The organism is Mesobacillus sp. LC4 (assembly GCF_053543455.1).
This window is the reverse complement of sequence record NZ_JBGCUB010000002.1, coordinates 524854-549517: the sequence shown is the minus strand read 5'-3', so window position 1 is coordinate 549517 and position 24664 is coordinate 524854. Positions and strand designations below refer to the sequence as shown.

Below are 24664 nucleotides of genomic sequence, written 5' to 3'. Positions count from 1 at the left end.
AATGGCGAGATTCTTTTGGCCCACTCCCCCTATGTAAAAAAATGTAATTGGTACAGGAAGATTTTAATAGATTTAACTTAAACTAGCAATTTAAATTTTAGGAATATAGTAATATATTTTTCGACAAAGAGTTTCCATCCCAGATTCTCATGTGGGCTTTGGAAATGAAACAATTACAGGTTAACCAGTTTTCAAGCAGGCTTGTTCCTTGAAATTCTAATCATTCAACACAAAAAAGGACTGCCCATTTCGGGACAGCCCTTTCTTCCTTACTTAATCCATGCTCCGTCTTTACCGATCTTGTATCCGTCGATCACTGTATTGACAGCCATGCTTCCATCTTTGTACAGATAGTACCATTTTGTGCCTGATTTTACCCAGCCAGTCATCATGACGCCACTGTCAGCTAGGAAGTACCACTTGCCGTTTACTTTCTCCCAGCCAGTTTCCATGTCACCATTAACTGTATCAAGGTAGAACCACTTGTTGTTCCATTTGAACCAGCCAGTTTGCATATAGCCATCTTTATGGTTCAGGAAGTACCACTTGCCGCTGATTTTCTTCCAGCCAGTTTGCATATCGCCATTTGCAGCAAGGAAGTACCACTTGCCATTGACTTTTTCCCAGCCAGTCTGCATATCTCCATCAGCAGATAGGAAGTACCATTTGTTGTTCCACTTCAGCCAGCCAGTTTTCATTTGGCCGCTTTCTTTCACTTCGTCAAAGTAGTACCACTTGTTTCCGACCTTGAACCAGCCAAGTTTAGCATCGCCGTTTTCCTCATCAAGGAAATACCAGCGATTTCCTAGCTGCAGCCAGCCGGATTCCATAGCACCATCTTCATTCAGGTAGTACCATTTGCCGTTCACTTTTTCCCAGCCAGTCTGCATGATGCCGTCTTCGTTGAAGAAGTACCAGTCACCATCGATTTCTTCCCAGCCAGTTACCATTTCTCCGTCGATGTAGAAGTAGTAGTTTCCTTCTTCATCTTCATACCAGCCGTCCATTACTTCGTCAACTGGCATTTCTTCAGCGATGATTCTGCCCTCAACTGTAGGAGCTACCGGGCTGTGTTCTGTAATGTACTCAGAAAGAATCTCGTAGTCTACTACGAACAGGTCGTGGATGCGACCTTCATCCTTTGCATTCTTAAGCATTGTGAAGCCGTCTCCGCCGTTAGCTGTAAAAGCGTTTGTAGCTACACTGTAAGTTGCTTCTATATCCAATGGCTGGTAGCCATCTTCAGTCTTGACATTCACTTCCCAGACTCTCTCGCCAGCAGGCTTGGAAGGATCGTATTTAAACTGAAGTCCTGCTACCTGAAGGAATCTTCCAGCAGCATTTTCTACATCACCTACACTATGTTCAAGTGCCAGTAAGATTTCTTCACCTGTCAACTGCATAGTGACAAGCAGATTCTGGAACGGCAACACAGTGTGGACTTCTCCAAGCGTTACATCACCTTGGTCGATTGAAGCTCGGATGCCGCCTCCGTTCTGGATGGCAATGTGGACTGGCTCTTTCTCCAATTCATTTGCTTTTGCAAGCATTCCATCTGCAATCAGGTTCCCAAGGTTTGTTTCTTTTGTACGGACGTTAGCACGCTCTCCATCAAGAACAACCTCAGATGAACCGATAACCGTCTTTTTCAGCTCCTCGATTGGAGCAGCCAATTCTTTCACACGAGCTGCAGCTGTTGCATCTTCTTCGAAAGTCTTTGTATCCAATAGTTCGCCTTCGAATCCTGTTACTACACCTTCTGCGTTGAACGTTACATCAACAACTCCAAGGTAGTTCAGGTATTCGTTAGCTTGTACGATAACTGTAGGCTCGTCCTTATCAACTAGGACAGGCTTTTCAAGCTTCGTATGAGAGTGACCGCCGACTAGAAGGTCGATGCCGTCTACTGCTTCAGCTAAAGCTTTTTCAACATTGAAGCCAGAGTGAGAGATCAGGACGATCTTGTTCACGCCTTGAGCTTCAAGGGCAGCTATAGTTTCATTCGCTTTGTCTACTGCTTTTTCAAAAACGATATCTTCAGATGGAGAAGAAAGGAATACTGTGTCTTCAGTCGTCAAACCGAAAATACCAACCTTTTCGCCTTCCACCTCTTTGATGATCGCAGGATAGATCTTTCCGCCTTCTGGAGATGCACTGATCTCATCCGCGAAGAATGGAGAAAGGATTTCATCCTTTGTTACATTTACGTTTGCACTGACAATTGGGAACTCCATTGCGTTTATGAAGTTTGCCAGAACTTGCGAATCCTTATCAAACTCATGGTTTCCAAGAGTCATAGCATCATAGCCAAGAGCGTTCATGAATTCCATGTCTGCAAGGCCAAGATACTTATTGAAGTAAAGTGTACCAGAGAATACGTCACCAGCATCTAAAAGAAGAGCATTTGGCTTAGTCTCTCTTACTGTCTTAACAGCTGTTGTAAGTCTTGGGTACTTCTCTACATTCGCATGGCTGTCATTTGTATGCATGACAGACAAATTGAATACCGGATTCAATTCTGCGACGATTCTGCCTTCAACTGCAGGAGCAACCGGGCTATTCTTCTCAATGTATTCGGAAAGGATTTCGTAATCTACTACAAACAAGTCGTGGATACGACCTTCATCCTTTGCCTTTTTAAGCATTGTGAAGCCATCTCCGCCGTTAGCTGTGAATGCATTCGTTGCTACGTTATAGGTTTTGTCCAATTCAATCGGAGCAAATCCATCTTCAGTCTTTACGTTCACTTCCCAAACACGTTTTCCAACTTGCTTGTATGCATCGTATTTAAACTGAAGGCCTGCTACCTGAAGGAATCTTCCTTCACCTGTTTCAACTCCACTTACACCATGCTCAAGTGTCTGCCAGATTTCCTCACCAGTTAACTGCATAGTTACAAGCAGGTTCTGGAATGGCAATACTGTGTGGACTTCTCCAAGTGTAACATCACCCTGGTCGATTGAAGCGCGGATACCGCCGCCATTTTGAATTGCGATATCAGTCGGTTCAAATTCGTTCGCTTTCGCAAGCATTCCATCTGCAATCAAGTTACCAAGGTTCGTTTCTTTTGTACGCACATTTGCACGCGCACCATCAAGGACTACTTCAGACTGGCCGATGACCGTCTTTTTCAGTTCCTCGATTGGAGCAGCCAATTCTTTCACACGAGCTGCAGCTGTTGCATCTTCTTCGAAAGTCTTTGTATCCAATAGCTCACCAGCGAAATCTGTTACTACACCGTCTTCGTTGAAGGTTACATCAACGACTCCAAGGTAGTTCAGGTATTCATTCGCTTGTACGATTACCGTAGGCTCGTCCTTTTCAACGAGGACAGGCTTTTCTAGCTTTGTATGGGAGTGGCCGCCGACTAGAAGGTCGATGCCGTCTACTGCCTCAGCCAAAGCTTTTTCTACATTGAAGCCAGAGTGAGAGATCAGGACAATCTTATTCACCCCTTGAGCTTCAAGGGCAGCTACTGTTGCATTTGCTTTATCTACCGCTTTTTCAAACACGATATCTTCAGATGGAGAAGAAAGGAAAACTGTGTCTTCTGTTGTCAGACCGAAAATACCAACCTTTTCACCTTCTACTTCTTTGATGATCGCAGGGTAGATTTTTCCTCCTACTGGAGATGCACTGATCTCATCCGCGAAGAACGGAGAAAGGATTTCATCATTCGTTACATTTACGTTCGCACTTACAATCGGGAACTCCATCGCTTTGATGAAGTTTGAAAGTACAGTTGAATCTTTGTCAAATTCATGGTTTCCAAGAGTCATAGCATCATAGCCAAGAGCATTCATGAATTCCATGTCAGCCAATCCAAGGTATTGATTGAAGTAAAGCGTTCCAGAGAATACGTCACCAGCGTCCAAAAGAAGGGCGTTTGGCTTAGTTTCTCTTACTGTGTTTACAGCTGTTGTAAGCCTTGGGTATTTCTCAACATTCGCGTGGCTGTCATTTGTGTGCATGACAGACAGCTTGAATGGCTCTTCTACAGCTGGAGCAAAGCTGAACTGTGCTAATACTGCATCATGGTCACTCACACGTCCGTGTGCCTCCATGAATTGAGAGTTAAGGTGTACGATATCCGCTTCTGCACCAGCAGCCATCTTATTGGTTGCGAGGATGTGGTCAAGAACCTGGGCGTTACCTTGATAGTTATACGTATAACGTTCTGCTTTTGGCACCATTTCAACAAGGTTTGTTAAGATATTGCCTTTTAGCGTTTGAATTGGGTTAGAGAATTCAAAGTCGTTTAAGTCACCAAGCACAACTACGTTAGCGTCTGCGTTTTTGCTTAAAACATCTTCAATGAAACCTCTAACAACGTTCGCGATTTCGATACGTTGTGTTTCACTTCCAAGTACAGGAGGCTGGTGCTTTCCGAAAAGTCCCTGGTCTCCGCCTTTTGAGTTGAAGTGGTTTGCAATTACAATCACTTCTTCACCGTTAAAAGTGAATTCCGCAGCCAATGGCTTACGGCTGCTTTCAAATGCAGCGTTTGTAGGATCGATTCTTCCTGGGTTAAGAGTCAACGAACCATTCTCGTAACCTACTGCTTGTGTTGCACTACCTTTTGTACCTTCATTTAAAGTGACGCGTTCTGGGTTATAGATGAAACCAACACGGATGTTTCCGCCTGGCTGCCCACCGTCAACCTTATTTTCTGGAGCAATGTCAGTCCATTCGTATGTAGGACCGTTATGTGCTGCGATAGCCGCAATTAAAGCTTCATAGTTTTTGTCTGCTTCAACTGTACCATCATCTGTTGGACCATTATTATCCTGAACTTCTACAAGTCCGATAATATCAGGAGTTTTTAAATTATTTACAATTGATTCAGCAATTTTATCTACTTTTTCCTGGTCATTTCCCGTGAAGTTTTCGATATTGTATGAAGCGACAGTTAACTCATCGTCAGCTTGAACAATGGAAGCAACTTCTCGTTCGTTTGATCCTTCAACTTTTTCCGGCAAATCTGAAACTAATACTTTATAGTTGCCAAAACCATAGCTCACTACGCCAGTAACTGTTCCGTTGAAGGAGTCACCAGTTTTAACAACATAATCACGGTCATTAGTCAACAGGTGGAATCTTTCCGGATTGCTGTTATCTTCTGAAAGGATTGTACCGCCAGCATCCGTGTAAGTCTTTCCTTCAACCTTTTCAATGATTACCGGAATTTCACCATATTTTTGAGGTCCAACAGCAGTTGGGTTCTCAAGTGCAATACGCATACCTTCAAGACTTTCGTAAAAATCGATTCCATCTTGCTGTGGATCGAATTCACCAAAAGCATCATTATCAATGATTTGAGTTGGAGGTTGGACATCCTTGCCGATCACAACAGCTGCAGGAAGTTCGTTGCCATTTGAAACCACTTCAACTGAACCGGTTGAAGCATTAATTTCTGTCATGGCAAGATCAGTCTGAAGTTTATCAGAGTAGCCATCAAGGATCCATTCTTTTACTTGGCCATTGACTTTTACAAGATCGCCTACTCTGGCTCCATGCATTCCTTTATAAACAAGGATGCCTTCTGCAGTGTTAGGGTTCTCATCAGAAGTTGCTGATTGCATGTAGAAGTTTGAGCCATCAACAACATGAGTGACGATTCCTTCTACACCCTTAACATTTTCGCCTGCATACGGAGAACTGTGAGATTCTCCCTGGATGTCACCGATCGTAAGGTTTTCAATACCCTCGAATGGCGGTGGTGGTGGTGGCTCTACACCGAAGAATTGGATTGCTGTAAGAGTTTTTAAGCCAGGCACATTAAAGTACGCCGTTAAAGTACCTGTCGCCAAGATTTCTTTCCCAAGAGCATTTGGGGCAGAACTTAACCCAAATGTCTGCCTTACCGAAGCAGGACTTGTTGGTAACTGAACTGGCATAATTTTAGCTGGATCAGTCTCAGTAGGACTGTCCGCTATAGCGATATTGGTATCACTAGTAAAAGGGCCGGTAAACTGATAAGAGTTTGTCCCTTTTGTATATCCAACAATATAACCTTTAACAGTAGCAGTGCCAGAATTATTCGCTATAGCCTCTTCAACAGTTATGTAGCTTTCCTCAGCACTTACAACTTGAGCGATTGGAACAGCGTACCCTACTAACAATGTAAAGATTGTCAATAGAGCGAACCATTGTTTCTTAAACATGTTCAATCTCATTTTCCTCCTTATGGAACAATTTGGTTGTGGCTTGACGTCCGACTTCCTATGTGCTGAAAGTAACCTTATTCACCTTCATTTTTGAAAACGTTTTCATCTATCACAAAAAATTTTAAAGGTGTTCTGTAAGATTTGTAACTCTCAGCCATAGAGTAGATTCTGCTCACATCCTCCTTTTCTTTTTTTCTAAAGCTACTTCCTTTTCATTGTATTATAGATAACTATTAAATTTCTACACATTTTAACAAACTTTACAGACTTTTATCCTATTTTTAAAATTTTGTCAAAAATCTTATAAATATGTTTCACTGCTTACATTATTCTATGAAAATATCATTATTTTAAAGGTAATAAGCGTTAAATCACTATATTCCTTCATGATAATTATATAAATATAATTCAAAACCTGGAGTAATCTAGTTAGTTTTGACGACTGACCCTTTACCTGCCAAAATTTACATATCATTATGCAGGAGAATAATGTTTATATCTGCCAAATGCGCACGAATTCTCAGAATCAGTGCAATCTTCACTATTCCGTATATTCCTTTAATTGAGTTCATACTTATTTAACCAAGACGGCTTAAAAGGAGATTATTTATGCGAAAGAACAAACCTTTCCTTTCTCCCAGGATATTAATCTTATTAACTGTCGCCGGACTTATTATTGTCATTGTAAGACTGGTGTTTTTTTCGCTAGGAAATAGCTCAGCTGACACGGTCGAGAAATTTTACTTCTTGGAACAAAATAATAACTACTCGGATTCATGGGATTTGTTTCATCCCTATATGAAAGAGAAATTCCCAAAGGCTTCATTCATACAGGACCGATCCCATGTGTTCATTGGCCACTTTGGAGCGGAGTCTTTCGAGTTTTTGGTTAGCGAAGGGGAAGAAATTCAAAATTGGCGACCTGCCAAAGGAGAAAAACCATTCAAGACAGCTTATAAATACCTGGTGACCCAATCATACAATGGTAAATACGGAAAATTCAGCTTCGTCCAAGAGGTTTATGTCGTCAAACACCAGAAAGAATGGGCGATAATTTGGGATTATAACAATTAATTTCCTTATTAATACCCTCAGGCATATCGACAGAAAACGACAAACTCAGTAAAATAAAATTCGAGCGGTGCCTGTCACCACCCGAATTTTGTCGAATGGGTTAAACTTTTTTCTTTCCTGTCGATATATTGGTTAGCGGGCAAAGTTACTGAAAGGTAATGACGCAAAGCTATAGGGGCTTCTGTCTATGACAATGCCAGCCAGCTACCATCAATTAAAGGAGAATTGTTGATGTCTAACTATTATTCACTTACACCTGAAGCAAAGTTGAGAAAGAAAAAAAGAAACAAATATATTCTCTACACTACCTTGTTGTTTACTTCTGTTGTCTTGAGTACACTGGTTACCATTTTAGTTAACGAAATGTAAAAGGTGCTGACCAATTGGTCAGCACCTTTCTTTTAATCCCCTTTTATCTCCAAGAGCTTGAGCCTTAATTCGTTCTCCATGGCTGCCAGGTCCTGTTCCGCCTGCCTGCGTTTCGAACGTCCTTCCTGCTGGATTCTCATAGTTTCCTCAAGTGTTGTGATCAGGTTCTCCTGGGTCTTCTTCAATGTTTCGATTTCAACCAGACCCCGCTCATTTTCTTTTGCTGTTTCAATCGTATTCGTTTTTAACATCTCGGCATTTTTAAGCAATAATTCATTTGTCGTCTTCGAAACTTGCTTTTGGGCTTCAACAGCATGCCGCTGCCTGATCAAGGTCAAAGCAATCGCCACCTGATTTTTCCATAGAGGAATTGCAGTAACGATTGAGGATTGAATTTTCTCGACGAGAGCCTGGTTCGTGTTTTGAATCAATCGGATCTGCGGAGCGCTCTGGATTGTGATTTCCCTGCTTAGTTTCAGATCGTACAGCCTTTTATCAAGACGGTCTGCAAATTGGAGCATATCATTTACTTCTTGGAATTTCATCTGATCCTGCGACTCTTCTGCAGCCCTTTTTAGCTCTGGAATCGTTTTTTGGTGAAGTTCCTCAAGCTTCAATTCACCTGCTGCAATATAAATATTCAACGCATTGAAATACTCTTTGTTCGTCTCATACAATTTTTCAAGCATGCCAATATCAGATAAAAGTACATTCTTGCTGCGATCAAGCTTTACGCTGATTCGATCTATCTGCGCGCTTGTCTTCTGATATTTTGAGAGGATTTCCTGAACAGATCCAGAAATTTTTCCGAAGATGCGCGAAAAGAAAGATTGTTTTTCCGGACTCAGTTCCTCTGGATTCATATCATTCAGGCGTTTCATTAAATCATTGATGATGTCACCGACCTCACCAACATCCTTTTTCTGGACATGCTCCAGCATGGCATGCGAGAACGTCAGGAGCTTCCCCTGTGCCTGAGAACCATACGTAATCATCGCTTGCTGATTTTTCGGATCAATCTGGGCAGCAAGCTGATAGGCCCTCTCCCTGTTTTCCGGAGGGATTACATCAATCAACTTAACAGGTTTTGCTCCTTCTTTCACCTGTGGCTGCATAGCCATTTCGGGTGTATCACTGAACGGATTGGCAAGTAGATCATCCATGATATTATTGGATTCTTTTAGAAAGTCTTTTTCAGCCATTATTTTAACCTCCTGCTCTCATCTGGGAGCTCTTTGTACTTCTTGATCGAGTTTTTCGCGACGTCGATTTCAAAGTTTAGATGGTCAATATCATTCGACAGCAGTACATATAAATCCTTCTCCACAAGCTTAGTCAAATCCTCTAATGTTTCCTGGCTATCCCTGAGAGAATACTCTAGTTCGCGATTTGTCTTTGATTGAGAAGAAAGAAATGCGTACTTCTCAGTCAGTTCAAGAACAGAATCAAGGTGTGAGAAGTAGAACTTTTCAGCCTGGTAAAACCTTCTCGGTTCCTTATTCGTCAATTTATAGATGTTTTTTGTCATTCTTAAAAGTTCAATCCTGTCTTTCAAGGACCGGATATGTTTAATGGAAAAAAGCGCTTTTTGCAAACGGTTGATTTTGAGCTTTGCTTCATCAAGGTTTTTCTTAATATATTGATATTCCTTACGGGACAGGCCGTGCTTTTTAAGGAATCTATTCTTCAATACGGCTCCAGTCAGCCAATAAACAATGCCTCCTCCCACAATTGCAACAAGTGAGGCCATTGAAAAAGTCTGGTCGAAACCAAAAAAGCTGACCAGCCAAATTAAAATCGAAGACGGCAACGATACGGCAGTTCGGATTATAAACAAGACAAATGGATTCATTTAATATCGACTCCTGACTTTAAGTTCCTTTCATAAAAAGCAATGGGACCTTCTAATACATACGAACAAACCACATCAAATGTTTCAGAAAAAGTAACATCCTGCAATACACTTCCTAAAATATACAATAACGGATATACACATAGATTTCCACAGACCAGGATTGTAAACCATTCTAGGTCCTGAGACGTAGATTCGACAAAATTCGGGTGGTGCCTGTCACCACCCGAATCACCCAAATTAATTAAGTCTATTATGCAATTGTATCAGGGAGTATTGGGCGAAGTCTTTTACGTCTTTATTTTTACTCTTGGAGAGGTCTAGCAAAACTTCATTTAGGTAGTTATCTTCTAAGATTCCTTTATTGTCCCCTTCTGCACAGCAGGATAGAAAAAGAAGCAGGTTAAAGTGAACTTTGGGCTTTTCGTGTTTTCTCATTCTTTCGACCATATACCGTATCAATTCATTATTAGTTGATAAGATCTTAGTAAATACCCGGTCTATTTCTTTCGGTGTTCCCTTGCTAATTACTTCATTGATTTCTGAGTAATAATCATTGATTTCCAAACCCGGTTGGATTGAATTCATTTCGTCCATTCCAGATTCTTCAGTGTAATTCATAAGACCATTGATGAATTCTTCAAAGTCTTTCGCTAATTGTATTTCTTCATTGCTTTCAGTATCTATAAAAATTACTGGAGGCTCTATTTTACTTGTACGATAATCAAGTGCAATCCAAGAGTGCCCATCTCCAGATATAAGAACAATATTCTCCGGTAATTCCCATTCCTGTATTAAATACTCACTTTCTAATATTCCTTTTTCCTTAACCAATCCTATACCAAAAATATGATCAACATTGACGTAGTTCCCATCGAAAGATACAGGTGCATTCAAAGAATATGTATTACATTTGATATAACCGCCGTTTTGTTGTTTCAAAATACTTATGTAGGAGTTTGGCAGTTTAATCTTCAACTTTCCTTCTGCCTTTTTCACGATTTCATCTGTTAAAGGCTCTAATTTGCCGTAATCATTTCCTTCTTGCCAAATATTTTTCACATTAAATTTCCCCTTTTATAATCTCCCATATTATCAAGAACTATTTTACATAGATTGATAACTTATTCCTGGAGGAAGGTTTTCCTCGTAACATTTAAAGCAAGCGCGTTACTATTAGTCGATGATATTTTCCCACAGATTGGAATGACCATGTAAAAAAACAGACCAAATCATGAGAGTGATTTGGTCTGTCTAAAATAGCATGCATTTTCATAAGTTTCTCAAAAGCTGAAATGCATCTATTGTCCGTTAAAAGTACTTTTATTATTGGATCCATGCTCCATCTTTACCAATTTTGTATTTGCCAATCTTGGTATCGACTGCCATGCTTCCGTCATTATATAGGAAGTACCATTTGCCGGATGATTTTACCCAGCCAGTCTTCATAGCACCGCTTGTTTCAAGGAAATACCACTTGCCTTTTTCCTTAAACCATCCTGTTTTCATTGCACCAGACTTTTCGAGGTAGTACCACTTGTTCTTGTCTTTAACCCATCCAGTGCGCATGTCACCATCTTGGCCAAGTAGATACCATTTGTTTTTGTCCTTGACCCAGCCTGTTTTCATTGTGCCATTTGTATCAAGGAAATACCACTTATTGCTGTTCTTAACCCAGCCAGTCTTCATAACGCCTGTGTCATCGAGGAAGTACCATTTGTTCTCCCACTTGAGCCAGCCTTTTTTCATCTGGCCGCTTTCTTTTACTTCATCAAAATAGTACCACTTGTTGCCGATCTTGAACCAGCCAAGGACCGCAGAGCCATCTTCGTCAAGGTAGTACATGCGGTTCCCGTGCTTGAACCAGCCAGATTCCATTGCACCGGTTTCTTCATTCAGGAAGTACCATTTGCCTTTCAATTTAACCCAGCCAGTTTGCATGATGCCTTCTTCATTAAAGAAGTACCAGTCACCTTCGATTTCTTTCCAATCAGTAACCATTTCACCATCGATGAAGTAATAAGTAAATCCATCTTCATCTTCATACCAGCCATTTAATACTTCTTCTCCATCTAAATTAACCTTAAGAACGCGGTCTTCAATTTGAGCACTTACTGATTCATTTGCCTTTACGTAATTAACAAGCCCTTCCAAATCAGTCGGTCCAATTAATTGATCTCTTCCTTTTAGAAGAGCTGTATAGTTGTCTCCGCCGCCAGCCATGAAGTTGTTGACTGTGACAGTGTAATCAGCATCTTCATCGATTAGTTCACCGTTTGGCAGGTAAATATCTAATACCTTTTCGCCATACTCAAGCTCATCAGACCATTCGTAAGATAAGCCAGAGAGCTGAAGCATACGGACCTTGTCAGGATTGAATTGCTGGTTCAGCAATTCTCTGATTTCAGATCCCTTTAGCGTCATGCTAACAAGATCATTGCCGAATGGCTGGATCGTGAACAATTCACCCCAAGTGATTTCACCTGCATCAAGGTCAGCACGGATTCCGCCTGGGTTCATGAATGCGAAGTCAGTTCCCATTTCAGCGCGCATAGCGTCAGCAATCAAGTTTCCAAGAGTGGATTCCCCGTGCTCGTTTTGATCACGTGTCATTGCCACTTCTGCATTACCGATCACTTCATTGATGATTGGTGCTACGTCTGCTTCATACGTATCAACCATTTCCTTGATTTTAGCGTCAGGCTCGATTGCATCCTGGAAAGTAGTGACGATTTCACCTTTCTTGGATACGATGTCTTTTGTTTCCACGTCAAGGGTCAGGTCAACATCCGCGAACGCAGTTCCTGAAGAGTAAGCTTGAACAAGAAGTTTTCCGTCAACAACGGAGTTCAGATATTGGTGGCTGTGTCCAGCGAAAATAACGTCTACTTCATCGTCCACACTGTTTGCGAAGTCAACGACTTCACCAGTTGCATCCGTTCCATCAAATTTCGACTGACCAGGATTATGCGATACAACTACGATCGCTTTGACACCTTTAGCTTTTAATTCTTCAGTGTACTTATTGATTGCTGTTACTTCGTCCGTGAACTCGATACCAGCTGTCCCGCTAGGAGTTACGATGCTAGGAGTATCAGAGTACACCACTCCAATGAATCCTACTGGCACTCCGCCAAATTCCTGGATATGGTATGGATCAAGAATTAACTCATCCGTTCCCTCTTTGACTACGTTTGCAGCTACATAAGGGAAATTAGCGCCTTCAAAATCACCTGTTTTCTCATGAATGCCACCATTGATCAGACGCATCATTTCATCTACGCCTTCATCAAATTCGTGGTTACCAAGAGTTCCTAGGTCGAATCCAATTTCATTCAGTAATTCAATTGTAGGCTCATCCTGCAATAATGCAGAAGCTGGAGCACTAGCGCCTACTGCGTCACCCGCATGAAGCATAAATGTATTCTCAGGGTTAGCCGCTTCGCGTTCTTTCAGGTAAGCTGCCAAATAGTCAGCACGTCCTGCATTACGGTTGCTCACTTTTTTCGTAATATTGATTTGGCCATGGAAGTCATTGATTCCAAGCAATTGGACATCAACAGTTGTCAAGTCTAATTCGTACTTGCCCCATGTACCTTTTTCATCTGTAAATGTATCTAAGAATTTCACATTGCCATCAGCAACTGCCTGGGCGTCTGGTGTAGATTTGAAAGTCAACTTCAAATTTTCCCCAGGAGAAGCGATTTTCCAGTTCTGGTCTGCAGAAGGATTGATTTCGCCCTGTTCAGAGATGTAATCCATCAATACTTGACGGTTTTCATCAGCTGAATCAACGACAAGCTTCGATCCGGCTAGTCCAGGGAAGTTTCCGCCGCCGCTCGCACGGTAGTTGTTTGTTACCACGACGAATTTCTGGTCAAGGTCGACTGGAGTGCCGTCTGGCATTGTCAGATTCTTGATCCTGCTTGCAGAAGCATCGTTGATTGTTCCGTCTGGCTTGTACTTTGCCGGTTGAGTAACGTCGATTTCGTATTTCAGTCCGTCAATAACATCATAGTTGAACGGCTCGAATGAGTAGTTGATCAGCTCTTGCTCGTCCGTGCTAGCAGGGTTGATCTGGTTGAATTGTCCTGCAGACATTTCTAGCCATTCTTTTACCTGTGCACCAGTCAATTCTACAGCCTTCAATGTGTTAGGGTACAAGTAAAGGTCGTTTGCACTCTTGATTGAAAGATCACCTTTCGCAATACTCGTGTAATCGCTTGGACCCTGGCGGCCAGCCTTGAATGGAGCGCCTGCAGATAATACAGGTACATCCTTATATTCCGGAAGCTTTTCGTTAATATACTTCTCTACATACCACTTTTGTGCATTATTCACGATCTGGATCGTTGGATCGTCTTGTACACGTGCAAAGAAGCTGTACATTGGTGCTGTCGTCGTGCCGATTTTTCCGCGTACGTAATTAAGTGTTCCATCATGCGCTTCTTTCACCGCATCAACAATCTCAGCATCTGCACCATCTACTTGAGGTACTTTCTTCTTATTAGCATCAGTAATGAAAATCGGTCTAGCAGCAGCTTGAGTGTCCTTAACCTGCCATTTGCCATCTACTTGTTCAAGTGTCAGGTCGATGACACCAAGATTGTTGCCCCAGTTTCCAGCTTCAACTGCAGCCACACCATTGATTGTGCCTTTAGAAGCGTCAACTCCATCAACCTTAAAATCAGAGCCTGTTCCTGGGAATACGACGTGCTTATGTCCGAATAGGATCGCATCGATGCCTTCAACCTTACTCAATGGCATTACAGCGTTTTCTGCATCAGTGTAAGCCTCCGCACTAGCGTCGAAGCCAGTGTGTGCAAGCGTAACAATGATATCAGCGCCGGCAGCCTGCATTTCAGGAACGAATTTTTCTGCTGTAGCTACGATATCCTTTGTCTTCACATGTCCTTCAAGGTTACCCTTGTCCCATTGCATGATCTGAGGAGTGACAAGGCCTAGTACCCCAATCTTGACTTCATGTTTGTTGCCGGCTTCATCCTCAAAAGTTCTTGTTAGGATTTCATATGGCTTATAAGCATTTACGTCATTTGTATCGTCTGTATCGTTATCTTCTTCATAGATGTTAGCGTTTACATAAGGGAATTCCGCTTCCTGCAAAGCATTCTCAAGGAATGGAAGTCCGTAGTTGAATTCATGGTTACCTAAAGTTGCAGCATCATAGTCTAATAGATTCATTGCTTTGTAAATCGGATGGACTTCGTCAGCTTCCAGTCCTTTGACTTTAGCGACATAGTCAGTTAATGGGTTACCTTGAAGAAGGTCACCGTTGTCAAATAAAAGTGAGTTTTTAACTTCTGCCTTCGCTTCTTTGATCAGCTCGGCTGTTCTTGCAAGACCAAACTCAATTGTCGGCGCGTCCTTATAGTAGTCATAGTCCATCATATTTCCGTGGACATCTGTCGTTTCTAGCAAACGCACTTTAAGAACATTTTCTACAGCAGCTGTTTCTTCAGCTTTCGCTACCGCAGGAGCAATAGTTACTGGAAGAGTACTAGCTACTAAAGCAACAGCAATCGTGCCATTTAACAGCCTTCTCTTCATCTCTCGCCTAATCTTTCTTCTCACAAATTTTCCACCCTTCGAAAATCTATATGTGTACTGCAAGAATATTTTACTAGGTTATTATGAAGATTAATAGTTTTTTTTGTAAATTTTTGTTCTTTTTTGTATTAGCAATGTTTTCTATTTTTAGACAGTAATCGTTTTCAATAGTTTCGTTGCGATTTTCGTCGATAACTATTCATTTATAATAGGTAAAATTTAGTATAAAATAGGATCGTATTCTACTTTATTACATAAAAGGGGGAAAATTTTTGCGTAAACTTAGCCAGATTTTTTTATTGTTGACCATCTTCTTGATGGCCGGCTCCATTTTCACAGGCAAAACGTTCTCAATGGAGAACGAAGGGGATTCTCTGAACGTCGTAGCCCTTGGGGATTCAATCACCTATGGCTGGAATCTCGAGCAGGATCGAACAAAACCATCGGTAAAAGCCTTTCCTTATTTGATCTCAGAAAATGCCGCAGTTACAAACATCAGTCATCCCGGCTGGACATCCACTCAGCTTCTAGATCACATGAAAACTCTGCCGCATGTCATTCCCTCCCTCCAGGAAGCGGATGTTGTGACATTGAATATCGGCAGCAATGACCTTCTCCAGGCCGCCGGCATACAGAAGATCCTGGCAGGCGGAGTTCCTGTGGCACCCACTCCAGAGATGGAGCAAAAAATAGCGGCTGCTTCAGCCCAGCTTGCAGTCAACCTACAAGAAATCCTCACCATGATTAAGAGCCAGACAGAAGCCCCAATCATTTTATACAATGTTTACAATCCTTTTGGGCCAAGTGCTGAGCCTTTCCCTGCATCACTTCATCTGCTTGGTGAACAAATCACAAAAAATGTGAATGAACAGGTGATCCATCCAATTGCCTACCATAGTGGAGCTTTGGTTGCTGATGCAAACTCCGCCTTCAACGGGCAGCAAAATCAATACATCATTCCAGGTGATATCCATCCAAACGGAACTGGACATATGGTGCTTGCTGGAATTGCCAGCGAGATACTTGCAAGCCTCCAGCCTGACCCGCAGCCAGAATCAGGTTGGCTATTCGATGGCGGAAACTGGTACTACATTGAAAAGGGAGACAAAGTAAAAGGTTTTTACCAGATGCCTGATGGCCTGACATATTATTTTGACAAAACAGGCGCGATGCAGACGAGCTGGGTATATGACAGAGGACACTGGTATTTCTTTGATAATAAGAGCGGCATCATGGTTACCGGATGGAAGCAATACAAGAATAAATGGTACTACCTCAATAAAATGGACGGTTCAATGGAAACTGGATGGCTGCTTGAAAATGGGAAGTGGTATTATCTTGACCCTAAGAGCGGCGCCAAAAAGAACGGATGGGTCCAAGACAAAAACAAATGGTATTACCTTGAATTGAAGAGCGGTGCTATGGAAACCGGATGGATTCAGGATAGATACGGCAAATGGTATCTTCTCAACCACCGTACAGGTGCTATGGAAACTGGTTGGGTCAAAGATAAAAATAAATGGTATTACCTTGACCTGAAAAGCGGTGCGATGAAAACCGGCTGGCTGCTTGATAACAACAAATGGTACTTCCTCGATTTCAGGAGCGGTTCCATGAAGACTGGCTGGCATAAGGTATATGCAAAATGGTACTACTTCTATGATTCTGGCAGCATGGCCGCGAATACGAAGATTGATGGCTACAGAGTTGGCAAAGACGGTGCTTGGATAATAAAAAAATAGACTTATGTTTAGCCACGCTAAGTTTAGAAATCCTGTTGATTGGAGTGGAAGGCGCGTAGACTCCTCCGAAAATGCTAACGCATTTCCATCGTGCGTTGGCAGGTTCGAGGAAGCTCAATCAATGTCCTGCGGGATCATACGGACAGGTGAGACCCCGCAGGCGCCAACGGCGTCGAGGAGGCTCACCGCCGGCCCCGCGGAAAGCGAAGCGCCTGGAACGGAAATCAACAGCCCCATTTTTCCACCAAACAAAAAAGACTGTAGACAAGCTCGATTTCCATCGAGTTTGTCTACAGCCTAAAATGCTGCTCATCAAAAAATTGAGCAGCATTTTTCATTATTCTTCATTAACAAGAATTCCTTCTACCTTCTTAAGGTCTTCGACACTATCAATTTCATAGCTGTCAGTAGGAAGCATTTTCCTTACATGAATATTCATCTCTTTAATATTCAATTTCACGACATCATCCCAATAAAGGTCCTTGAAGTCCCCTGATTTGATGATTTCGTCCAGTTTGCTGGCAATGAACTTGCCATCGGACTCGCTCCAATAAGAAATCCCTGACATGATATAATCATTCTCGCCATTCCTGACTTCAATATCCACAACCTTGCCAGACTCATCCATCACCAGTACCCATTCATTCTGGAACTCTTCCCTCAAATTGCTGAAATACATTGAAGTGTCAAGGTTCATCTCTAGAACATTGTTGTTCATGAAGACGTCCCCCTCCAGGACGTACGATCCAGGAAGTAAATCTTTTACAAGATACATCGTGTATATATTATTATACTCTGAGTACTTGTCATTATGGATCAGCTTGACTCCGTACTTTTCTTTCAGGTAATCAAACTTTTCATGAAGATATCCTGTCAAAATCGTGATATCTTCAATGCCTTTTTCAATTAAAAATTCAATCTGCCTTTCTGCCATCGGCTTCCCATTCACTTTGACAAGAGCCTTTGGAGTGTCACTTGTCAGCGGACGCAAACGGGTTCCCATGCCAGCTGCTAAAATAATCGCCTTCATTACGCTGCTGTCACACCTTCCTTCACTGCAGGAACTTTTTTATCCTCCATAACGGTCAGCACTGCTCCTCCCATGATGAAAAGCGCGATGATGAAGTTCTTGAGTGAGAACTCTCCGCCAAAGAATAAAACATCCAGGAAAATAGCAAATGCTACATATGAAATGTTCAGTGCCATTGATCTTACTGGTCCAATCAGTTTGATAGCCTGGTAGTAGAATACATATGACAATGTACCAGCAAGGGCGATCAACCCGATGAACCAGAATGTTTTGGATGAGGCCACTTGTACTGTGTAAGAGTGGTCAAGTAAAATCGGGATGATCAATGCTCCGAACACGATTGCTGATGTCGTTTGTCTAATCAGCAACGCCTGGAATGGACTGACTTCATCATCCTTCATACCATAAGCAATTATAACAGATTCCATCCCCCAGCCAAAAATACAGAACAGGATAAAAATCAATCCAATTGAAACGGTTGAACCGGAGATCAAGTCACCAGAGTAGCTTAACATGATTGTAGCCGTAATACTGATAAGCAAACCCAACCAGTTTTTCAGACCCAGTCTATCTTTTAAAAGCAAGAAAGCAAAGAAAGCTCCAACTGCCGGGAAAATGGAAGATATTGAAGCAGTAAAGGACGCACCTATACTATCCACTGATAAAACATAAAAAGTCATTCCGACCGGTCCGCCCAATAGTGCAGCAAGGACAACGAAGCGTCCGCTCCTCGTCCATAGTTTGCTGAATGTTTCTTTGAGCTCTCCCCTTACTCCCATCAGGATCATCATCCAGATCGCAGAGAATGTATCATGGAGGAATGTGCTAAGCAGCGGCGCTGCCATTGCAATTTCACTGAACTCCATAAAAGTCGTTGAAGCCAAAACCCAACCAATCAAAATCGTGTCAATTGCCCATGTCAAACCTGCCGCTAAGCCAATCGTGGTTCCCTTAATATTAATTCTTTGCAATGGATTCAGACCCCTTATATTGTTTTTTGTATAATGCAAGATTTTCTTGTGCCCTTGTGAATCTTGTAAAAGCATAGGAGCCGAAATCTTCCCCGCCCGCTTCTTTCATCAACGCCCAAATCGTCCATAGGAAGTCCAGGAAGATTTTATTGATCAGTACACGCTGGAGATTTTCCTCCGTAACATTTCCCTTGAAGTACTCTAATAAAAATAATGACTCCTCCGCTGGGGAAAGTTCCGCTTCAATGATATACGCAGCAATATCCCAATACGGATCATTCATACCTGAAAATTCCCAGTCAATCAGGTACATTTTCTCTTCACCGCTCTTAATGAAATTTTCGGCAAGAGGGTCATTATGGCATGGCGCCAGCTTTACATTCAATGACCTATAAAAGTCTTCCAGTTCAAGAACTTGCTTCTTGACCTCATCGTGGCCATTGAACAATTTTCCTTTGAGCTTGTCCAAAACTTTCTCATATTCGGTGATCTTTTCGAAGACATCGAACCGATCCGTAAAAACTTCACCTGAATTATGCAATGTACTGAATACATTCGCTACCTTCACAAGATTATCTTCTCTCTTTCCGGTTTTCGGATTAAGAGTTTCCGCTTCAGGGATGTACTCGACAATCTTCAATCCAGTATAGTCATTGAAGTGGACTACATTAGGATTGATGCCAATTTTGCTTGTGATTCCAGAATTGATCTTTTCAGCTCCACGGTTGATGTAATGTTCTGTCCCTTTTCCAGGAACACGGACAGCGTAGTCATTGCCATCTATGGTCACCTTGAAGTTTTGATTGGTCAGCCCGCCGAGTGGTTCAATCGCAGAAACTGATTCCGCAGAAATCCCCATTGCACCTGCAATTAACTGCTTCAGCTCAGCCTCCTTGAAATCTGCTTCCTTTTTCTTAAGCAGTGGGTAAATTTTATCCAGAACCTTGAAATAATCCTGCTGGTTATCAATTTCAGCCCAAATGATATCGGTGAGTTTCAAAAAGCTGATTGTTCCCGCAACCGCCAAAAACATATATTCATAGTTTAGGAATGGATTCTTGTTCTGCTCAAACACCTTGACCATTTGCATATAAGATTCATAGGAAATTTTGCTGATGCCAATCAGCTCGCCATCAATATGATTTAACTGATGGATATCCTTAGAGATCTTTGTGATGTATCCGCCTTCTGTTTCAATAAAAGCCTCGTCTCCTGAACCGCTTTCCTGAGTAACAAGCAGGCAGTCATTTTCTTTGCTTTTCAACAGCTCTTGTATAGCTTTTTCTTCGATCAGAATATCATCTTCAATGAGAATGAAATCCTCTGATACCTCTCCGGCTGCCGCTGCCAGCGTTGCCATGCTTCCTGTCCATAAATATCTTGGATTCTCAACAAAAGAAACATTGGACCTTTCAGTCAAGAAAGACTGTTCTTCGAATGACTCACTTGCATATCCAGTACAGATAATGATTTTTTCGATTCCCTGTTCTTCAAGGATGGTGATATTCCTCTCGAGCAAGGCAGTATCCTCAATCGTCAATAATGCTGCCGGCTTGTCGAATTCCTTTCTTTCTCCGCCTGCTAAAATGACAGCCTGCCTGATTTGTTTCACTTCTCCAGCATTCTCTTTTTTTGAGCTGGAAAGCATATATGCATAACCTTTTTCAGTAATGGTATATTCTGAATCATTTACAGTAAGCAAGCCTTCGGAAATCAATGCTGGTATTGCATTCGCAACTTGGCTGATGGATAATCCAGCCTCCTGCCAGTTGCCGTCCCGACCCTCTGCAATGAGTTTTAATACACGAATTTTTATCATTTTAAAATAAATCGCCCCTTATCCTTAAAAATTGAAACCCCTTACTTCAAAACCAGCATATTCGCCCTCTCTCGCAAGAGAAAGTGCGTTTTAATACCATATAAGTAAAAATAAGGAAGAAAAAAATGTCTTGTACTGGTTTTTTTGTCGAATGTCAAACAAAAAGACTCGAATATCGGAATCTATCATAACAAATAGCAAATAAATATTGAAGGGAATTTTAGAATCTCTTCTAATATTAATTCTAGATATTATAGTAAGATAAAGAAAAAAGGAGGTTCCCGCTTGAGGGAAGCCTCCTTTTATCCATTGTTATATTTATCTTTGAGTATCGGCAATATGAATTTTTCCCCTCATGAAATCAAGCAATTGTTCCCGCAATTCGGGTTTTTGTAATGCGAATTCGATCGTAGTTTTTATGAACCCTATTTTCTCTCCTACATCGTATCTTTCTCCTTCAAATTCATAAGCGAATACTCTTTGGTTTTCATTTAGCCGCTGTATTGCATCAGTCAGCTGGATTTCATTTCCCGAACCTTTTTGTTGATCCTCAAGATAAATGAAGATTTCTGGTGTCAATATATACCGGCCTATAATTGCTAAATCTGACGGAGCAGTTCCGGGTGAAGGTTTTTCAATGAAGTTTTCTACTTGATATGTCCTTTCATCACTACCTATAGGATCGATAATACCATATCGGTGCGTTTGGTCCATCGGTACCCTTTTTACCCCTATGACCGAGGCCAGACGTTTATTATAAACCTCTTTCAATTGCATTAAACACGGAACATCAGACTGGACAATATCATCTCCTAGCAGAACAGCAAATGGTTCGTTACCGATGAAGTTTCGGGCACACCAGACTGCATGCCCCAAACCTAGCGGCTCTTTTTGCCTAATATAATGAATATCAATCATCTTGGATATGCTCTGGATTGTTTCAAGCAATTCGTATTTTTCTTTTTCCATTAAATTCTTCTCCAGTTCAAGCGAATGATCAAAATGATCCTCTATCGCCCGCTTGCCTTTACCCGTCACTATAATGATATCCTCAATCCCCGATTCGATTGCTTCTTCCACTATAAATTGGATTGTTGGCTTATCAACTATTGGCAGCATTTCCTTTGGCATCGCTTTTGTTGCAGGGAGAAACCTTGTACCTAGACCCGCTGCTGGAATTATGGCCTTCCTTATACGACTCATCCAATCCCTCCGTAAGTTTCCAATTTGAATTTGGCTCTTTTCGTAAACTTTGTTGCATTCTCATTCAAAAGTAAAAACCAGCACCAGGGTTTTTACCAGTGTAAAAGCAATCTGTATTAAGAAGTCTTCTCGAAAAATGGTCCTGAACCTTTAATAACGCGGTTACTAAAACATGTACGATAATCAACAATCAATGTCTTGAATTACAATATATATACGCATTATTACTATTAAATAATGCCGCAGAAAATAAAATTCGGTTATTTCCATTACAATTTTATGATCCAACTTAAAAACAACTTAACATTAGCTTCATAAGGAGTTAAACATTAACGGTGATAATGAGAAAAACTGAAAGGAGGGCTTAAGGTGAAAAAGAGAGTGAATTTAGCATGTCTCCTCTTTATACTTTCAGCCGCATTCTTCTACTCCATTATCACTATTACGGAATTATTGAGAGATATCTTTCAATCATTATGGGTATGGGCTTAATTGAACTACTCCTCATAATATTTTTTACATTTTTTTACGTTTTTTTCACTTTAGTCCTTTTTTCCTCTTCTATTTTGTCAAAAAAAGTAATATCATGATAGTAACCTAAGTCGTTTCATTTTACAGAATGGAGAATATATGGTATAAGGAGGGACTTTGAGTTAAACTAGCACTCTATCAACCATTCATTCTTACGCAATCATAATTTTATACAGCTTAGGAAATTGCACATACTGAAAGAAGGGAACGAGGATTGAAGGCAAAGATTGTCCTGCTATCTTTGATAGCTTTTTTTATGGTGGGCCTTTGGCAGTATACTGATACGGCAGAGGCATCGACTTCTGGATGGAAATATACAGGAGAAAACTGGTACTACTATCAAAATGATGCCCCTGCAAAAGGCTGGCTGTATGATAATGGCCACTGGTATTACATGGATGGGTCCGGTGCTATGGAAACCGGATGGATCCTATGGAAGAATGACTGGTATTTCCTCAATAATGACGGTGCCATGGAAACCGGCTGGATTTTGTGGAAAAACAAATGGTATTACCTCGACTCCGGGGGAGCAATGGAAACCGGCTGGATTAAATCTAGCGGCAAATGGTACTTCCTTGATTCTGGCGGAGCCATGAAAACTGGCTGGCTGAATGAAAATGGAGTTTATTATTATCTTCAATCAAGCGGAGCCATGAAGACAGGATGGCTTCAACTTGGAACAGATACTTATTTTTTCAAAAGCAACGGCGCTAGAAGCACTGGGCTGACTCTGATTGACAATGGACTCTATGATTTTAGCAATGATGGAGTTCTCCAAAAGAACCAGTGGCTGACTCTGGGAACAAAGCAATATTACCTTACGGATACAGGAAAAGCTGCTGTCGGCCCTTATAGCGTAGACGGAAAAAAATATCTTTTCAGCCCAGAGGGAGTACTCTCAACCGGGTTTGTAGAGGTGAACGGCAGTACCTATTATGCCAATCAGGATGCTATTATCCAGACTGGCTGGAAGACGATTGACGCTGTAAAATACTATTTTAATAGCAATGGCACCATGCAGACAGGGTGGTATACAGAATCGGGCAATACTTACTATTTTGGCAACAATGGAGCCATGGCAACTGGAATCATTAAGATTGGCACACAATCCTACTATTTAAATGGTGACGGTGCCCTCTATAAAAATGGCTTTTTTACTGCGAATGCAAAAAAATATTATGCAAATGACCAGGGTGCATTGAAATCCGGATGGATGACTCTTGATGGATCTAAATACTACTTTGGTGCTGATTTCGCCATGGATACAGGCTGGAACTACATAGGATACAGCTGGTATTATTTCGACTCACAAGGAAAAATGGACACTGGCTGGCTTCTCGACGGCGGCAATTGGTATTATCTTGATGCTAATGGCGTCATGAAAACCGGCTGGATCAAATTTAGCGGAAAATGGTATTACCTTAACAAATCAGGTGTGATGCTTACTGGTTGGTACCAGGATAATAGCAAATGGTACTATTCTAATCCAAGTGGCGTTATGCAGACAGGCTGGATTACAGATACATCCGGTAAGGAATGGTATTTGGAGACAAGCGGTGTCTGGATCCCGGTATCACGAGAGCTTGAAGGCAAGACAATTGTACTCGATCCTGGTCACGGCGGACATGACAGCGGAGCGGTATCAGGAATCATTTACGAAAAGAATATTGTTCTAAGTACCGGCTTGAAGCTTAGGGATGAATTAAGGAAACATGGCGCAAAGGTCCATATGACCCGCAGCACCGATGTCTATCTTACTCTTGGTGAACGCGTCGTCTATTCAAATACAATTATGCCAGATGCATTTGTCAGCATACATGTTAACGCTTCTGTTTACTCACAGCCAGCTGGCATGGAAACCTACTACAATCCAAGTGGTTATTATCCTTCAGCAAGCAAGACACTTGCATCATCCATCCAAACCGAGATGGTCAAAGCAACCGGCGCTGCCAACAGGGGCGTAAAAACAGCCGAGTTCGCTGTCTTGCGTGGCAATAAAGCACCTGCTGTCCTGGTTGAAATGGGATTCATTTCAAATGCCGCTGAGCGGGACAAACTTGTTACGTCAAGCTACCAGACAAGCGTCGTTAATGGAATGTATAAAGGTTTAAGCGGATTTTTAGTTAAATAAAAGAACAATCTAAAACACTGGTCCAATTATGCCAGTGTTTTTTGTTTGCAAGGTTCCCTTCTTTCAGCCGAATTCCCTGGTATTTACTGCTTTTTCGACAAATCCGGCAAATTCTTTGTAGTACTCACTGGTAATTTGTAGAAACTTTTGTTGTTTCATTTTTTAAAAAAGGCGGTATATAGGGATTAAAGATAACAACAGTAAAAA

The 24664-nt window shown here is 41.6% G+C and carries 11 protein-coding genes, 1 pseudogene and 1 riboswitch; of the genes and pseudogenes, 3 read left to right on the top strand and 9 right to left on the bottom strand.

Features of this window, described 5'->3' with window-relative positions:
- Positions 1-269: 269 nt before the first annotated feature.
- Complete coding sequence (locus AB5I83_RS09110) at positions 270-6164, bottom strand: 5'-nucleotidase C-terminal domain-containing protein (RefSeq protein WP_448975266.1); 5895 nt, start codon at positions 6162-6164, stop codon at positions 270-272.
- A 612-nt stretch (positions 6165-6776) separates the two neighbouring features.
- On the opposite strand from AB5I83_RS09110, the gene AB5I83_RS09105 reads away from it, so the two are divergent.
- Positions 6777-7241 carry a hypothetical protein gene (locus AB5I83_RS09105; RefSeq protein ID WP_448974687.1) on the top strand — a complete coding sequence of 155 codons (465 nt, stop codon included), beginning with the start codon at positions 6777-6779 and terminating at the stop codon, positions 7239-7241.
- A 128-nt stretch (positions 7242-7369) separates the two neighbouring features.
- Positions 7370-7453: riboswitch (cyclic di-GMP riboswitch) on the top strand.
- Positions 7454-7642: 189 nt separating this feature from the next.
- Here the strand turns inward: AB5I83_RS09105 and AB5I83_RS09100 are convergent.
- The 4 genes and pseudogenes from AB5I83_RS09100 to AB5I83_RS09085 all read right to left on the bottom strand — a co-directional run bounded on the left by AB5I83_RS09100 (position 7643) and on the right by AB5I83_RS09085 (position 15030).
- On the bottom strand, positions 7643-8812 hold the full coding sequence (locus AB5I83_RS09100; RefSeq protein WP_448974685.1) for a toxic anion resistance protein: 1170 nt from the start codon (positions 8810-8812) through the stop codon (positions 7643-7645).
- Positions 8812-9462, bottom strand: a complete 651-nt coding sequence (locus tag AB5I83_RS09095) for a 5-bromo-4-chloroindolyl phosphate hydrolysis family protein (protein WP_448974683.1) — start codon at positions 9460-9462, stop codon at positions 8812-8814. The genes AB5I83_RS09100 and AB5I83_RS09095 overlap by 1 nt, the downstream gene beginning before the upstream one ends.
- A gap of 612 nt (positions 9463-10074) precedes the next feature.
- A pseudogene (locus AB5I83_RS09090) lies at positions 10075-10524 on the bottom strand (SMI1/KNR4 family protein); the annotation flags it as partial.
- A 264-nt stretch (positions 10525-10788) separates the two neighbouring features.
- Positions 10789-15030, bottom strand: coding sequence for a bifunctional 2',3'-cyclic-nucleotide 2'-phosphodiesterase/3'-nucleotidase (locus AB5I83_RS09085; RefSeq protein WP_448975264.1), 4242 nt, complete (start codon positions 15028-15030; stop codon positions 10789-10791).
- A gap of 272 nt (positions 15031-15302) precedes the next feature.
- Between AB5I83_RS09085 and AB5I83_RS09080 the strand changes: the two genes are divergently transcribed.
- A complete protein-coding gene (locus AB5I83_RS09080; RefSeq protein ID WP_448974681.1) occupies positions 15303-16772 on the top strand; it encodes a GDSL-type esterase/lipase family protein in 1470 nt (489 codons plus the stop codon).
- A 337-nt stretch (positions 16773-17109) separates the two neighbouring features.
- Here AB5I83_RS09080 and AB5I83_RS09075 read toward each other — a convergent pair whose 3' ends face one another.
- The 4 genes from AB5I83_RS09075 to galU form a co-directional block, all read right to left on the bottom strand.
- Positions 17110-17802 (bottom strand): sugar phosphate nucleotidyltransferase, encoded by a 693-nt coding sequence (locus AB5I83_RS09075; RefSeq protein ID WP_448974679.1) that lies wholly within the window; start codon positions 17800-17802, stop codon positions 17110-17112.
- Positions 17802-18773, bottom strand: coding sequence for a DMT family transporter (locus AB5I83_RS09070; protein WP_448974677.1), 972 nt, complete (start codon positions 18771-18773; stop codon positions 17802-17804). The genes AB5I83_RS09075 and AB5I83_RS09070 overlap by 1 nt, the downstream gene beginning before the upstream one ends.
- Positions 18760-20592 carry an NTP transferase domain-containing protein gene (locus AB5I83_RS09065; protein WP_448974675.1) on the bottom strand — a complete coding sequence of 611 codons (1833 nt, stop codon included), beginning with the start codon at positions 20590-20592 and terminating at the stop codon, positions 18760-18762. Before AB5I83_RS09065 ends, AB5I83_RS09070 begins: the two co-directional genes overlap by 14 nt.
- A 318-nt stretch (positions 20593-20910) precedes the next feature.
- Positions 20911-21795, bottom strand: coding sequence for a UTP--glucose-1-phosphate uridylyltransferase GalU (gene galU / locus AB5I83_RS09060; RefSeq protein ID WP_448974673.1), 885 nt, complete (start codon positions 21793-21795; stop codon positions 20911-20913).
- Positions 21796-22540: 745 nt separating this feature from the next.
- Here galU and AB5I83_RS09055 point away from each other — a divergent pair.
- On the top strand, positions 22541-24457 hold the full coding sequence (locus tag AB5I83_RS09055) for an N-acetylmuramoyl-L-alanine amidase (protein WP_448974671.1): 1917 nt from the start codon (positions 22541-22543) through the stop codon (positions 24455-24457).
- Positions 24458-24664 lie beyond the last annotated feature (207 nt).